General features: G+C 53.5%; 10 protein-coding genes. 6 read left to right on the top strand and 4 right to left on the bottom strand.

The annotated features are described in order from the left end of the window. Positions 1 to 10 precede the first annotated feature (10 nt). Positions 11 to 2,497: a M1 family metallopeptidase gene (locus IE054_RS13690; protein ID WP_189407331.1), complete on the bottom strand. Its 2,487-nt coding sequence runs from the start codon at positions 2,495 to 2,497 to the stop codon at positions 11 to 13. Between the two features lie 279 nt (positions 2,498 to 2,776). Here IE054_RS13690 and proB point away from each other — a divergent pair, with 279 nt between their 5' ends. The 3 genes from proB (at position 2,777) to IE054_RS13675 (ending at position 5,312) form a co-directional block, all read left to right on the top strand. Beyond that, entirely contained in the window at positions 2,777 to 3,877 is a 1,101-nt protein-coding gene (gene proB, locus IE054_RS13685; RefSeq protein ID WP_189407329.1) for a glutamate 5-kinase, read from the top strand. Positions 3,878 to 3,939: 62 nt separating this feature from the next. Continuing rightward, positions 3,940 to 4,377 carry an acyl-CoA thioesterase gene (locus IE054_RS13680; RefSeq protein WP_189407326.1) on the top strand — a complete coding sequence of 146 codons (438 nt, stop codon included), beginning with the start codon at positions 3,940 to 3,942 and terminating at the stop codon, positions 4,375 to 4,377. After that, entirely contained in the window at positions 4,374 to 5,312 is a 939-nt protein-coding gene (locus IE054_RS13675; RefSeq protein ID WP_229805166.1) for a D-2-hydroxyacid dehydrogenase, read from the top strand. Before IE054_RS13680 ends, IE054_RS13675 begins: the two co-directional genes overlap by 4 nt. A 43-nt stretch (positions 5,313 to 5,355) precedes the next feature. On the opposite strand, the gene IE054_RS13670 is transcribed toward IE054_RS13675, so the two are convergent. Next, positions 5,356 to 5,631, bottom strand: coding sequence for a hypothetical protein (locus IE054_RS13670; protein ID WP_229805165.1), 276 nt, complete (start codon positions 5,629 to 5,631; stop codon positions 5,356 to 5,358). A gap of 185 nt (positions 5,632 to 5,816) precedes the next feature. Here IE054_RS13670 and IE054_RS13665 point away from each other — a divergent pair, with 185 nt between their 5' ends. Together IE054_RS13665 and IE054_RS13660 are read left to right on the top strand one after the other, a co-directional pair. Further along, entirely contained in the window at positions 5,817 to 6,317 is a 501-nt protein-coding gene (locus IE054_RS13665) for an RNA polymerase sigma factor (protein ID WP_189407324.1), read from the top strand. Then, positions 6,307 to 6,882, top strand: a complete 576-nt coding sequence (locus IE054_RS13660; RefSeq protein ID WP_189407323.1) for a hypothetical protein — start codon at positions 6,307 to 6,309, stop codon at positions 6,880 to 6,882. Before IE054_RS13665 ends, IE054_RS13660 begins: the two co-directional genes overlap by 11 nt. Before the next feature lie 53 nt (positions 6,883 to 6,935). Here IE054_RS13660 and IE054_RS13655 read toward each other — a convergent pair whose 3' ends face one another. Both IE054_RS13655 and IE054_RS13650 read right to left on the bottom strand, forming a co-directional pair. Next, positions 6,936 to 10,631: a translocation/assembly module TamB domain-containing protein gene (locus tag IE054_RS13655; protein ID WP_189407320.1), complete on the bottom strand. Its 3,696-nt coding sequence runs from the start codon at positions 10,629 to 10,631 to the stop codon at positions 6,936 to 6,938. Further along, positions 10,628 to 12,418: an autotransporter assembly complex protein TamA gene (locus IE054_RS13650; protein ID WP_229805163.1), complete on the bottom strand. Its 1,791-nt coding sequence runs from the start codon at positions 12,416 to 12,418 to the stop codon at positions 10,628 to 10,630. The genes IE054_RS13655 and IE054_RS13650 overlap by 4 nt, the downstream gene beginning before the upstream one ends. 352 nt (positions 12,419 to 12,770) lie before the next feature. On the opposite strand from IE054_RS13650, the gene IE054_RS13645 reads away from it, so the two are divergent. Further along, entirely contained in the window at positions 12,771 to 14,735 is a 1,965-nt protein-coding gene (locus IE054_RS13645) for an alpha/beta hydrolase family protein (protein ID WP_189407316.1), read from the top strand. The last annotated feature ends 80 nt before the right edge of the window (positions 14,736 to 14,815 follow it).

The following is a 14,815-nucleotide window of genomic DNA, read 5'->3' as shown; positions in this document are numbered from 1 at the left end:
CGCAGTGCGACTAGTCTTCATTGTCACTGTCGTCATCGTCGTCGGTTTTCAGCTCAGTGGTCGAATCGTGCATGATGTCACGGTATTCGTAGGTGTCCCGGGACTTTGACTTATACGCTTCAATGCGCGAGGGAATAATACGGCGCGGATAATGATTATTTTCCACATCCACATCCGCCGTTTCCCAGTGCGGATCCACCGTTACGCTCACCAGCTCTTCGTCTTTCTCTGTGACGATAAGCTTGCTGACCGCTTTTGGTGTGCGGCGCCAGATTTCTGCTGGGATCCGCATTTCACGGCTGGTGCCGTCTTTAAATTCCAGTTCCAGCAGGATAGGCATGACCAGCCCGCCCTGATTGGAGAACTCCAGCACGTAATAGTTTTTATCTTCACGCACTGCCCGTTCAAACGCCTTACGTTCCCACGGCTCAAGCTTATTGAGGAATTTACGGTACTTGTTGCGCTCTTTGTTGGTCACTGTGTAACGATCGTTCTCGTCGTAAAAATCACTGATGTCCTCAAAACGATCGACCCACAGCTCACGACCTTCTTCACGGTTACGTTTTACGGTCAGCGATTGCGGCTTGTCTTTCTCTGCCTGGCGTTCACGGGCAAAGTCGATGTCCGGATCTTCGGTATCCAGACGCAGTTTATACACGCTATCAATGCTGATATCGACGTGATCGGTGGTGTAGAACCAACCGCGCCAGAACCAGTCCAGATCAACACCGGAGGCTTCTTCCATAGTACGGAAGAAATCAGACGGCGTCGGACGTTTAAACATCCAGCGTTGTGCGTACTCTTTAAAGGCAAAATCAAACAGCTCACGGCCCAGAATCGTCTCGCGCAGAATGTTCAGTGCCACGGCTGGCTTGGTGTAGGCATTGGGTCCCAAACGCAGTACCGAGTCTGATTGCGTCATAATCGGTACCTGTGTGGACGACTTCATGTAGCCGGTGATATCGCGTGGCTCTACGCCCCACGGAATGTTCGGATCCCATTCGCGACCGGCCACGCCGTCTAAGAAGCTGTTTAAGCCTTCATCCATCCAAGTCCACTGGCGTTCATCAGAATTCACGGTCATGGGGAAGTAGATATGCCCGATTTCATGAATAACCACACCAATCAAAAAGCGCTTTTCGGCCAGCGAATAGGTACGGCTGCCATCATCGCGTAATTCGGTGCGCGGACCGTTAAAGGTGATCATGGGGTATTCCATGCCGCCTACCGGACCATTCACGGACTGGGCAACCGGATAGGGATAGTCAAAACTGAAACGGCTGTAAACATCCATCGTATGAATAACAGCTTCGGTGGAATACTTCTTCCATAAGTCGCCGCCTTCTTTCGGGTAAAACGACATCGCCATCACGGTAGGCTGTACGTCACCGCCCTGCTGATAACCGCGTGCATCCCACATAAACTTACGTGATGAAGCCCAGGCAAAGTCCCGTACATTCTCGGCTTTAAAGTGCCAGGTCTTTTGCTTGTCGGTACCGGCTTTTTCATTTTCCAGGGCCTCTTCTGCCGTCACGATAAACACCGTGCGATCAGCATCTTTTGCCTCTTCCAACCGCTCACGCTGAGTGCTGGTCAGCACTTCATCAGGATTTTGCAGTTCACCGGTAGACGACACGATATGATCCGCAGGCACGGTCATTTCCACGTCGTAGTTACCAAATTCCAGCGTAAACTCGCCGCGGCCGATAAATTCTTTGTTAGTCCAGGCTTCGTAGTCAGTATAGGCGGCCAGACGCGGGAACCACTGAGCCAGCAGGAAGATATCATTGCCACCCTCGCGTTCATCATCGGGAAAGTGCTCGTAACCAGCACGTGCCGCTACCGCGTTTTCCTCAACGATATTGAAAGCAAAATCGATATCAAAGGTAACCTGTTGCCCGGGTTTTAGGGGGCTGTTTAAATCCACCCGCATCAGCGTGCCGACAATGACATGATGCAGGTCGTTGCCGTTAGCATCTTCAACACGGGAAATGTCATAACCCAGTTCATGGTCTTCCACAAACTGCTGGCGACGCAGCGCGCCCATGCTCAGCTGCGCAGGTTTGTCACCACTTGCCGAACGGGTCGCTGGCCCACGGTTGCCAATGCCACCAAAGGTCGTGGTCAGGGCTGACATAGAGTCATCGCGGAATTTATTCTGGTCAAGCTGGATCCACAGATACTTCAGGGTATCCGGTGCGTTGTTCTGGTAGGTGATGGTTTCTGTAGCTTCAATACGGCGCTTGTCTTCATCCAGGGTTACATCAATGTCGTAATCGACTTTTTGTTGCCAGTACTGATGCCCCGGCTCGCCGGCCGCGTTACGGTAAACGTTTGGTGTAGGCAGCACTTCGTCAAGTTGTCTGAATTTATCTTCAAAGTCGCCTTTTGTTTGTTTTATCGCTGCATTGGCAACGGGAAGCTGCGCCATCAGAGTGATGACAGGCGCAGCAATCACCGGTACTAACCAACCCAGGCGGCGTTTACTGGTACGCATGCATAATCCTCGGAATTGTAAATAGTAAGATTGCAAAGTGTTACAGAGTAACGAAAAGTCATGGCCAATTACCAGTTTTTGAACGCACATTGCCCAGTGTCTGCCGCAAAACTGGGTGTACAGTAAGTTCTGCTGTGATGCGCAGTGTGGCCGCGTTATCCGCCTTGCGACTGCGCATTTCGGGACTCGCTGAGCGACGACAGACTTATTCGCATCTTCTCTTGCTTCTTCACCGGACTGTCGTATTCTTGGGCGATAAAACCCTGATAGCGATTCATCATGCAGACATTCTCCTGGCAGCGCGCCGTAATTAAGGTTGGCAGTGCCCTCATTGCCCCTGACGGTAATGCCTGCAGTGCCCAGTATCTGCTTGCAATTGCCGGTTTCATCACGGCAAGCCGTAAGGCCGGGAAAGAGGTTATTCTGGTCTCGTCGGGCAGCGTTGCCGCTGGACGGCGCAGCGTACCGGTCACCCACCAGGCAACTATCGCTGAAAAGCAGGCTATGGCGTCCATTGGGCAGATGCAGATGATGGCAAACTGGCAGCGCTTCTTTGACTTTCCCTGCGCCCAGGTACTGCTGACCGCCGATGATCTGCGCGACCGCACCCGCTACGTGAATACCAGAAATACCCTGCGAGAACTGCTGCGCCACCAGGCTCTGCCGGTAGTGAATGAAAACGATACAGTAGCGGTGAACGAGCTGAAAGTTGGCGACAATGACAATCTGGCCGCTTTTACTGCGCTGGTAGCCCAGGCCGACACATTGATCATCTGTTCGGACATTGACGGGCTATACAGCGCCGACCCCAGGCGTGATGCCACCGCCACGCTGATACCGCATGTGTCTGAGATAACGGCGGCAACTATGGCGCTGGCTGGCGGAGCAGGCACCGCATTGGGTACCGGCGGTATGCGCACCAAACTGGAGGCAGCATCGGTCTGTGCAAAGAGCGGAATACAAACGTTGATCGTAAACGGGCGTGACGCTGCCACCTTCGATGCGCTGAGTCAGGGGCGCATACCTGGCACGCACTTTACGCCGCAGCAGTCGGCCAGCAAAGCGCGTGCACTGTGGCTGACGCATACCATTAAGACACGCGGTATACTGCATATTGATGAGGGCGCACGTGATGCCGTAGTATCGCGGGGAGCCTCGCTACTGCCAATAGGTGTGCTGTCAGTAAGTGGTCACTTCAAAAACGGCGATGCGGTCGATCTGAAGTGCAATGATACGGTAATCGCCAAAGGACTGGCGCTTTATGATCATTATGAACTTCACAAAATTAAGGGGTTACGCTCGGTGGCGATTCGAGACGTGCTAGGCTACGACAACAGCGATGTAGTTGTGCATCGCGACGATATGGTATTGATTACATAGTTAACCGCCGGTGTTGTGACAAAGACCGGCTGCATGAACGACGATCACGCTTTGGAATAATTATGACTGAACTGGTTCCCGCACTGTCCGATTATCCGTATCAGGTAACCATTGCCAGCCGCTGGCAGGATAACGACGCCTACGGCCACATCAACAACGTGGTCTACTACAGCTTTTTCGATACGGCTGTGAACCGCTTTCTTATTGAACAGGGTAACCTCGATATTCACAACGGGCGTATTGTTGCCTACGTGGTCAGTTCGCAGTGTCAGTATTTGTCGCCTGCCGCCTACCCGGAGACGATTTATGTCGGTCTGCGGGTGGTGAAAACCGGGCGCAGCTCGGTCACCTACGGTTTATCAGTGTATGCCGGCGACGCGCAGCGCCGTGTTGCCCATGGCACCTTCGTGCATGTGTTTGTAGACCGCGAAACTAACAACGCGGTACCAATTCCGGCACAACTTAAAGACACGCTTTCAACATTGGCGGATGCATTATGATGCGGGCCGTATTTCTCGATGCCGGCTCACTGGGCCTGTCTGATCTGGATACCGCACAACTGGATGCCCTTGCCATTGATCTCACCTGCTATGAGACCACACGGCCTGATCAGGTGCAGGCTCGGGTGAAAGACGCAACGGTTATTCTCACCAACAAAGTGGTGCTGGATGAGACCGTTCTCTCGCAGGCATCTCATTGCAAATATATCGGTATTACCGCAACAGGCATGAACAATGTGGATCTGACGGTCTGCGAGCGGCGTGGCATCACAGTGCGCAATGTGGCCGGTTACGGCACCGATGCAGTGGCGCAACACACCCTGATGTTACTGCTCAATCTGGCGGCACGCTTTGTCGACTACTACCAGGATGTACGCGCAGGGAAATGGTCACAGTCGCCGCATTTTTGCAGGCTGGATCATCCGGTCACTGAACTGGCCGGCAAACATGCGGTAATTGTCGGGCATGGTGCGCTGGGTCAGCGGGTTGAGCAGCTTTTCGCGGCGCTTGGCATGCAAGTCAGCATTGCAGCAAGGCCCGGCAACGCCGATGACCCTCGCCCGCCGCTAAAGGATTTACTGCCTGACGCAGATGTACTGAGTCTGCATTGCCAGTTAAGCGAGCACACCCGTGCCATGGTCAATGCCGCACTGCTTGCGAAGGTGAAGCCTGGTTGCCTGCTAATAAATACTGCGCGAGGCGGACTCATTGACGAGGCGGCATTGCTGGACGCACTGGACAGCGGCAGACTCGGTGGCGCGGCGCTGGATGTGTTAAGTCAGGAGCCGCCGCCCGAGGATCATCCGCTGTTGCAGTATGACAAACCCAATTTATTGATAACGCCGCACAATGCCTGGGTTGCGACGGCGTCGCGCCAGCGTCTGCTAAATTCGGTGGTCAGTCAGCTGAGCGACTTTATTGCACAGCCGCAATAAGCATCACAGCGCACCGGCTACGCTCTTAAGCAGTCCACCATGATTATTTAAGTGCGTCGATTTGCTTTTTCAGCTCATAGGCCGGCTCAGTAACGATGGCCTCCAGCGTTGCAATCCGCTCGCTCAGCGCATCAATTTTCGCGTCTTTTTCCGCCAGCTTTTGTTTTAACGCCCCGGTCTCGCTACGTTTAAACGGATTGCTGCATTGCCCGTTAAAATAGTCGGTCAGCCGCCACTGGTACTTTGCATCCAGATAACTGCTGATAAGCCCAACCACCATAACCACACTAATTAAAGATATAAACGTTATTGCTTCCATAGTATTCTCCAGGTGATGTCAGGATCAGGGATGATGTAACAGCGTAAACGGTGTCGTATCCTCCCCAGGTGTCATCTCTACAGTCACCGCCAGCACAAAAAAATTACAGTTTGTGTAATTTTTCTGTGGGCAGGCTGACTAGGGAAGGTGCAAATGGCATTTTACTTACCGCTTCAGGACGCGCTGTGAATCATGATTTTGACACGATAATCAAAGACTATGGAGGCTTGCTAAGCCGGGTGGCCAGTACCTATGAAGCCAATGACGCAATAAGACAGGAATTGCTTCAGGAAATAGCGCTGGCAGTCTGGCAGGGACTGGAGCGGTTTAAGGGTAACAGCAGCCTTAAAACCTACGTACTGAAAATTGCCCATAACCGGGCAGTAAGCCATATTGCCGGTCAGGTCAGGCGACGCGATGAAATTGATATGGCAAAGATGCCTCAGGCCGAGGCAAGCGATCATAGTGAGCCGGATATGGCGTATGCGCAACAACAAAAAATGCACGCATTGCTGACCTGCGTCCGGACCCTCCCACTCCCCTCCCGGCAGGTGCTGACCCTGTCGCTTGAGGGTCTGAGCTACGATGAAATTGCAGAGGTGTGTGGTCTGACAAAAAGCCATGTCGGTGTGTTGCTTAATCGCGCTAAACAGACCCTGAGCAGGAGACTTTCCAATGAACAGTAATGAAGAGCTGAGCGAACTGTGGCAGTCACAGCCAGTGTCAGACGTTGATATTGCTCAGATAAAACAGGATTTTCGAGGGCAGGTAATTAAGCAGCGCTGTTATATGCTGCTGGATGTACTTGGCATGCTGCCAGCAATTTTGCTGGTATGGCTGGGGTGGGCGTCGTTTTCGCCGCTGGCGGCGGGCATGCTGGTCGGGTTAGGGATGGTGCTGTTACCGGTCGTGGGCTATTTACTGTGGCTGCGCCGGATTGCTGCATTTGGCAGCGCCTCAACCACCACAGAGTACCTGCATCAGCTTACCCGACAGATGCAGAACAATGCCCGAATCGCCTGGCTTACCCGCCATAGTGCCTGGCTAACCCCGCTGTTTATTGCGGTCTTTTATCTGGTGATGTTTGTCCGGGGTGAGATGACGCCAGACCGGTACCCAGTGGTAGCAGGCGCACTGCTGGGGATGTGTTGTCTGATGGCGGTTTTCTATCGCTGGGCACTACTGCGGGAGCGCCGGTTTACCCGGCTGGCGAAACAACTGGCGGCGCAACAGCGAAACAGCGTGTCGTGACGTATGTGAAGTCTGACGTGGCGAGCGTGTTGATAACCCCGTTTGCACTATCTTCACTCCTGCTCATCGTCACGGTCGCCTTCATCTTCGCCGTTTGTCCCTAAGAAAAACTCATAGTACAAATCCAGGGCAAATTCAGACTCGTCCTCTATGGTGGTTTGTATGGCTTCCAGAAATAGCCGCGGCAGCAGCTTGTAACGCAATGCCAGATCGGGTGGCTCCTGACGACGCCGCAAATTGCGCGACGTATCGTCATTTTTCGACAGGCCAACATCCACGTTATATTCTACTGACAAGCGGTCATTAATCTGGCCGGTGACCGACAGGCGGGACTCATTGGTGCCTAAGCTGAATTCATCAATGCCCAGTGCGTCTCCAACCTGCGTCGTTAGCGATTCGGTATTGGATAAGCCAAAGCCCAGCAGTAACGCATTATAATTGGGGTCGGTGCTGCCGGAGTCCGGCCCTTTGCCGGTCAGCAAATAGGACAATACCGCCTGCTGATCCATGGCCGGTTCAGAAAACAAATTTACAGACGGGCTGTCTGCCGTGCCATCAACCCGGATCCCGGCAATGACACCATCGTCAGTTTTAGCCGGTTCGCGCACGGCTTCTATCAGTAACATGGGTTGATCGATAGGACCGTTAAACTGAATTTCACCGGTCTGCACGACCAGGTTCTGACCATAAGCAGAGTACGCGCCTTCCAGTACCCGCACATCTCCAAACCCAACCAGGGACGGCTGTGTCTGTATCTCCAGCGCGCCATGCAGACTCGCTTTAACACCAAAGCCTTCCAGTCTGACCTGTCCGGCTTTCGCTTTATCAATGTTCACCATAATGGTGGCGTCGACTCTATCCAGCGGGTCTGTCGGTGGTGGTTCGCCACGCAAATGCACATCTTTGGATGGCGACACGGCGCTTTCGGGCAGTTCTTCAATTTTTATGCGGGCCCAGGGAATACTGATACTGCCGCTGGCATTAAGCATCTGCCGCGATGCTGTAACAGATAAGTCCGGTGAAACCTGAAAACGCATGTTGGGCTGGCGCACCTCAAACTGTTTGCCTTTGAGGGTCAGGGATACTTCAGGCTCGTCGTCCCAGGTTGCATCTCCGTTGAGGGAGCCCTCGCCACCGCCTAGCAGGAAGGTTCCGTCAAACGATGCATCTGTGCCGTTCAGCGTCACCGTCTGCTGCCAGTCCTGCAGGGTTATCGGGGTATCCTTTACATCAATGGCACCATTTTCAATACGCAGCTGACCAAACAATTCAGGTAAGCCTTCGGCTCTGGCAATGCGAATGTCACCATTTAACGTGCCGGTCAGTTCACGAATAGCGGGCGATAATGGCCGCAGCGGCGCTACGCTGATATCAGAAAGGCGGATATGGCCATTGATCTGCGGAGAGTCTGCCAGTGGGTTGGTGGTAATATTCACACTGGCCTGTCCCAGCTCAGGGCTGACGATGTTGCTGACAGCGTTCAGCGCATCGTCTTTGTAGGTACCGTCGGTCACAAACTGACTTAAGGACAAGGTAACCTGCCGGTCTTTACCGAGTCGCCAGGTACCGGGGGTAATCTCAGCATGGAAGGCAGCGTCGACCGGCTGCCCGGCCTGATAGCGGCCACTTGAAGAGATACTCAGCGTTGTGTCATTGACTGTCGCGACGATGTCCGGTGCCAGCTCCCGTGCCCATAATCCTATGGGCAGTGATTGTGCCAGAATATCCCAGTTCGCATTATTGTCCCTGTAGCTAAGCGCATTGATACACAATTCGCCATCTGCCCGTGACAGCCAGCAATGCGTGTTGGCTTTCAGACGCATTGGCTCCGGCGTGAGTGTCAGCGAGAACGGGTTCTCCAGCGTCCACTGCGTGTTTTGTATCTGCAACTGGCTTTCCTGAATCTGTGCCTGCCACGTATCGCTGCGCCACTGGCCATCTACCACCAGGTGTGCGCGGTGATCCGGCACCACCAAAGTGAGCTCAAGCGTATGTGTATCCAGTGCGCCGTCAATGTCGAGCTTGCCGTTCATGGCGCCCTGGTTAGCCAGTGCCTCATTTACTGCCGGGTCGATGCGCAGGTTGGCAAAGGCAATCTGGCCGTTTGCCGCCGGGTTAGTCCAGGGACCGGACACAGTAATATCGCCGCTGCCCTGGCCCGTGATCTGCGGATAGAGCGCCGATGCATTTACCACGTTTAGTTTTAGATCTGCGTTCAGGTAGCGCTGGTTAAATACCTGAGCATTAATACTGGCACGGTTTTGTGACTGTTCGACGTTCAGGTTACCGACCATAATGTCACTAGGCTGCGAGTAGACAAATGTACCGTCAACCGTGAGCGGCGCATCGCGCAGCTTACCGCTGATATTCAGATCTGTAATGCTGGCTTCTATTCCCTTTTCTGTTAATTGCATCAGGCTGGTGAACTGACCGGACAGCGCAGTCGGGCCGAAGGCATGCAGCGTGTCGGCAGAAATATTGGTAAGCCGGGTCGTACCATCCCAGGACAGTTGCTGATGCAGGTACAGGGTACCGGTATTAACGATGTCGCCGCCAAGCAATGACGCATTAAGTTTATTGACCTTCACATTGCGGGTGTTCAGCACAACATCTGCGGTAAACGGGATCTCCCCTATCTGGGGAATAACGGCCGTGCTGTCGGTGAGTAACTGATAATCTCCCATGGTACCGCGCAAACTCAGATTACCGGCTTTCAGCGCGCCCTGTTCCAGCTGCGGCAGACCCTGCGACGGCCAGTTAGCCGTTATTTCAAGCGGCAACGACGCACTCAGCAGGTTGGCGCTGGCCGCCATCGACAGGGTGAGCATGCCGTCAGCATCCACGTTGAGCTGCAATGCATCGGCGGCGCCGCTGGCGCTGAGGCTGACAGTTTGTTCGCTGCCGTCAACCTGGGTTGTGGCATCCAGGTCCAGTTCAAGCGGATAGTTGTCGCTCAGCGTGACCTGCGCGCTGCTTTGCACACTGCCCTTTTCATGGACCACATCCACCGCATCGATGGTGAGGGTATGGGTGTCAAAGTCCAGGGCGTCAAACGCCAGCCGCGACAGGGATTGCGGCGTGTCGCCCTGCTTCAGGGTTGCGTTTTCCAGCAAAAAATCGTCAATCTCAATGGGGATCGGCACACGGACTTCTGGTAAGTCCGGTGGTGTATAGGACAGTGCATAGGTATCGGGCAGATCGCTGCTGTCAGGGGGCTGACTTTGCGCCAGCACGACCGTTAATTCCTGTAAGCGAGGGCTGGTTAGCACAATCCGCTTATGCGCAGTGGCAGAGAGCGACAGGCGTCCCAGTGCGATTTCCTGCGCAGGTAAATTTACTGACAGGTCGTTAACCGTGACATCATTTACGCGCACCGGTACTGGCAGGGTTAAGGGCTCTTCAGATGCGGGATCTGTGGATTCAGGCGGCGTCGCGAGTTGTGTAACCCGCACGCCCGTGGCCGACAGTGTTTCTACACACACCCGGGGCGCCGCCAGACAGCGCCAGGCGATATTGACGGTAGCGCTGTCGGTCTGCACCTGCCAGATATCATCCTGCCAGCGGACATCCGTCAGCGTCAGATCGTGCGCCAGGCTGCCGCTGATATCCTCAATAGTGAGGCCCGGTACTGCCGAAACTGCTGCATAGCGAATAATTGGGGTGCCAAGCGGACTCATCAGCAGCGCCAGCACTGCCAGTATCAGGACAAACGGGGCCAGCAGCCACAATGACAGGACGCGTTTTCTCATAAAATCTCCGGCCCAAGAATGATATGCAGCCTGAATGTCGGATCACCCTCTGTAGGAAAGCCACGTCCGACATACACACGCACCGGTCCAACCGGAGAGATCCAGTGCACGCCCATACCGACACTGTAAGTCAGTGCCTGATCGAGATCATTGGTCGCGGTACCCACATCCGTGAATGCCGCCACCCGCCAGTTCTGAGCAACCTGGTAGGCGTATTCCACACCGGCTGTCGCCAGATATTTACCACCGATGGGATCCAGGCTCTCTTCGCCGGTAACCGGATTGACGAGCAGCGCTTTGGGTGACACATCACGGTAGGCGAAGCCACGAATACTGCGATCCCCCCCGGCAAAAAAGCGCAGTGAGGCAGGGACTCGATCAAAGTTATTGGTTTCAATTGCGCCAAGTTCGCTGCGCAGCGTAAAACGGTGTTTGTCGGCGAAGGTGCGGATAAGAATCGCCTCGGCGACGCCTTTAGCGAAATTTATGTCTGAACCCAGATTATCTCTGCCCACCTGGGCTAACAGCGACACATAAGTGCCGTTTGAAATATTCAGATCATCATCCTTGTCGCGGAAACGAATGCCATAGCCGGGCATGATGAGCGACGTGGTTGCCTCCGGCGCAATGCCCTGCAGATAGGTTTCACGTAAATAGGTCAGCGACACATCCTGCTGCCAGTTAGAATCCTGCGCCTGCCAGTAGCGGTGGCCGGACACCGACAGAGTCTCACTTTCCGTTTCTGAATTTTCGTATTCCACAAATTGATAACCGGCCTGAAGGCTGATGTAGTCCGTTGAAATGTTGTCCATGGGGATCCGGTAGTCGGTGGTCAGAGACTGCTCCGGTGCTGACACAAACATATTGGCGTTAAGCGAGTGGCCACGGGAGTTGACCCAGGGGCGTTCCCAGCCCAGCTTTAGACGCGGCCCGGTGTCGGTAGCCGCACCAATGCCGACATCAAAGATATCCCGGGGGCGGTGCTGCACCGACACTTCAATTGGCACGTTTAGTCCCTCTGCGTCTTTTACAACCGGCCGGGCGATAACCCGGGTAAAGTAGCCCGACTGATTCAGGGCCCGGTTAAACCTGGTCAGTTTTGACGCAGAATAAGGCTCGCCGGGTTTAAACGGGCTGAGCCGCTTTATAATAGCTTTGGCTTTGTCCTCACCAATGATCTTAATCTCACCGAAACGATAACGGGGACCACTCTGGGCAATCAACAGGATATTGGCTTCACGCTGCTCGCGAACCAAGTCCAGCCGGGTGGCCTGCCAGGAGTAGTCAAAATAGCCGTGAGACAAGGCATGGTTGAACATGGAAGACTTGAACGATTCATACGCAGGCTGCAGCATGATATCGCCCTTCTTAAGGGGGAAGCTGTTAAACTTTTTGCGAAATACCGGGTCTTCGCGACCAGCACCGATGATCTCCCGGGTCACATTGGAAATTTTCAGCGGTGTACCCAGTGTCACCGTGACACTTACCGCCTGCTCACCGGTCACCTCTACATCGGTGACAGCATTGTAGTAGCCGAAGGGCTCCACGGCGGTGGCCACGGTAGACTTTAATTCATCCTGCCAGTAGATATCTTCCAGTAAGCCCGGTTCCACCTGCATATTATTAAGATGTACCCGCACATTGTTTTTGATTTTGTCGTCGTTAATGCCACTGATGGTGTAAGTGACCGCCGCCGCGCTGTGACTGAATACAAGCAGAAGCCACACAGATGTCAGGATCAGAAACAATGAGGTTGCCGTGTGTCTTGCATGTCCAAAATTACTCATCAAACTCATTGCTGTAACTAATTCTCTTTCCTAAAGCGCCGGCCAGGGATGGTCTGCTGTAACGGTGTTCGGCTTAGCCTGCTACTTTACCACAGCAGAGGCCGTGACACGCAGCGTGCGTGTTACTGGAGCCTCCGGTGTTAATGCAGACTACCTGCCGGGGGCTGTCGTATGCCAGTCACGTGATTGACTATAAACCGATATGTCCCCTGCCTGATACCAAAAACAGTCTGACTAACCGCAAAAACATGGTAATTTATCCTGATTGTCAGGGAAGAAACTGAAGGACGGGCAGCGCATTTGCACGTTCAGTTGCTCTGATGCAGATACGTCGTAGTAAGGAAGAGGATCGATGAAAGGACTGCTTGCACTTGTTACTGCACTGGGCCTGCTGCTGCCGCTGACATGCCAGGCAGACACGGACACGGTTGCCACCCCACAGCTTCCGGCGGAGTTGTTTAGCCGGCTCCCTGAGTTTGAGCGCGCTGTGTTGTCACCCAACGGCGAACGTGTTGCGTACGTTCGCAATGGCAACAATCCGGATGCGGTGTCGCTGCTGGCGACCTTCGATCTCAACACCCGTGAGTCGCACTATCTGGTTACATCAGATAATGAAAAGGTAAAGATTAACTGGTTTCACTGGGCCAATAACGACACACTGGTTATCAGTGGCCGTTATGAATCGCGTGACAGGGCAACAAAGTATTACAGTACCCGTTTATTTAGTATGCCCTTTGATGGCGGTGACGCTGTCAATTTGATTAACTGGAGCCGTCTCAGCCGGCGTGCCAGCCACCCCAACTATGTACCGCAGTTTCAGGATCAGGTTATCGACTGGCTGGTGGATGATCCTGATCATATTCTGATGGCCATTGATGTGGAAGTGCCGCATATGCCATCGGTCTACAAGGTCAATATTCATAATGCCAATGCGAGCCGGCTGATTCGCGGTAAAATGCAAATTCGCGACTGGATCAGTGACCAGCAGGGCAACGTACGTATTGGTGTGTCGCTGGACAATAAAACCGGTGAGCGGGAGGTGTTACTGCTGGAAGAAGACGGTGACTGGCGAACCTTATTTGCGTTTAATATCATGACCGACAAGCCGGTAGAGCCCATTGGATTTGGCGCAGACCCACAGATACTCTACTACCGGGCCTACAAAAATGACCATCAGGTACTGTATCGGTTAAACCTGAAGACTAACCAGTCAGAAGAGGTGCTGGCGGATCCCAACTATGACGTCGATGGCAGCCTGATTTATTCGCCGGTGACCCGCGACGCTATTGGTGTGCGGCATCGTGGACGCCACTACTGGGATGATCGCTACAAATCGCTTCAGGAAGGGCTGGATAAAGCCTTAAGCGATATGGATAACTATCTGGTCAGCTTCAGCGACGATGAAAACAGTTACCTGCTGTATTCAGAAAGTGATACCACGCCGGGGATTTATCTCTATGGTAACCGTGAAAAAGGCAAGCTTGATGTGCTGTTTCAGCAATACGGCGGCATACCTTCAGACCAGCTTTCGCCCCATCAGCGAATCACTTACACCGCGCGTGACGATGTGCAGATTGAGGCATACCTCACCTTGCCTTCCACAGGCAGCGCACCCTATCCAACTATCATTCATCCCCATGGCGGGCCAGGGGTGCGTGACACCCGTGGTTTTGATTACTGGACCGCCTATTTTACTGCGCAGGGGTTTGCCGTATTGCGGCCTAACTTCAGAGGGTCGTCCGGCTATGGCTACAGCTTTTCGCAAAGCCAGATGAAACAGTGGGGGCTTGGCATGCAGGATGATATCACCGATGCTGCTAAGTGGATGGTGAAAGAAGGGTATGCCAGTAGCGACAACATGTGTATTGTCGGGGCCAGTTACGGGGGCTATGCGGCGCTGATGGCGACGGTCAAAACGCCGGCATTATTTCAGTGCGCAGTGAGCTTCGCCGGTGTCGGAAACCTAAAGGACCTGGTGATTCGCAGCCGCCAATTTACTAACAGTACTTTTGTGAAAAATCAGATAGGGGATGATTACGACGATCTGGAAGCCCGTTCGCCGTATTACCACGCAGAAAAAGTAATAGCGCCCATTCTGCTTATTCATGGTGACGAAGATCGCGTAGTCGATGTCAATCAAAGCCGGGACATGGTGGATGAGCTTGACGATTATGATAAAGACGTGACGTATATTGAGCTTGAAGCGGGTGATCATTACCTCTCGATTCAGCGAAACCGCCATGCGACTTTTGCAGCGATGGATAAATTTTTAAAATCCCACTTATCCACACAGCCACGCGGGGGAAGCGCCGACTGATACGATAAACAGCACAGCCTGACAGCGTATTATTGCGGTCAGTTTGGTATACTCTGATCTTTTCAGGCAGGCCTGCTCTG

The organism is Alteromonas halophila (genome assembly GCF_014651815.1).
In the GTDB taxonomy this organism is placed as follows: domain Bacteria; phylum Pseudomonadota; class Gammaproteobacteria; order Enterobacterales; family Alteromonadaceae; genus Alteromonas; species Alteromonas halophila.
Note: the sequence above shows the minus strand (reverse complement) of the source record. Positions and strands in the feature narration are given on the sequence as shown.

Bases quoted from the DNA above. Each gene is read 5' to 3' on its own strand.
- IE054_RS13655 (WP_189407320.1), bottom strand. From the start codon at position 10,631: ATGAGAAAACGCGTCCTGTCATTGTGGCTGCTGGCCCCGTTTGTCCTG.
- proB (WP_189407329.1), top strand. From the start codon at position 2,777: ATGCAGACATTCTCCTGGCAGCGCGCCGTAATTAAGGTTGGCAGTGCC.
- IE054_RS13670 (WP_229805165.1), bottom strand. From the start codon at position 5,631: ATGGAAGCAATAACGTTTATATCTTTAATTAGTGTGGTTATGGTGGTT.
- IE054_RS13680 (WP_189407326.1), top strand. From the start codon at position 3,940: ATGACTGAACTGGTTCCCGCACTGTCCGATTATCCGTATCAGGTAACC.
- IE054_RS13650 (WP_229805163.1), bottom strand. From the start codon at position 12,418: ATGAGTAATTTTGGACATGCAAGACACACGGCAACCTCATTGTTTCTG.
- IE054_RS13690 (WP_189407331.1), bottom strand. From the start codon at position 2,497: ATGCGTACCAGTAAACGCCGCCTGGGTTGGTTAGTACCGGTGATTGCT.
- IE054_RS13645 (WP_189407316.1), top strand. From the start codon at position 12,771: ATGAAAGGACTGCTTGCACTTGTTACTGCACTGGGCCTGCTGCTGCCG.
- IE054_RS13675 (WP_229805166.1), top strand. From the start codon at position 4,374: ATGATGCGGGCCGTATTTCTCGATGCCGGCTCACTGGGCCTGTCTGAT.
- IE054_RS13660 (WP_189407323.1), top strand. From the start codon at position 6,307: ATGAACAGTAATGAAGAGCTGAGCGAACTGTGGCAGTCACAGCCAGTG.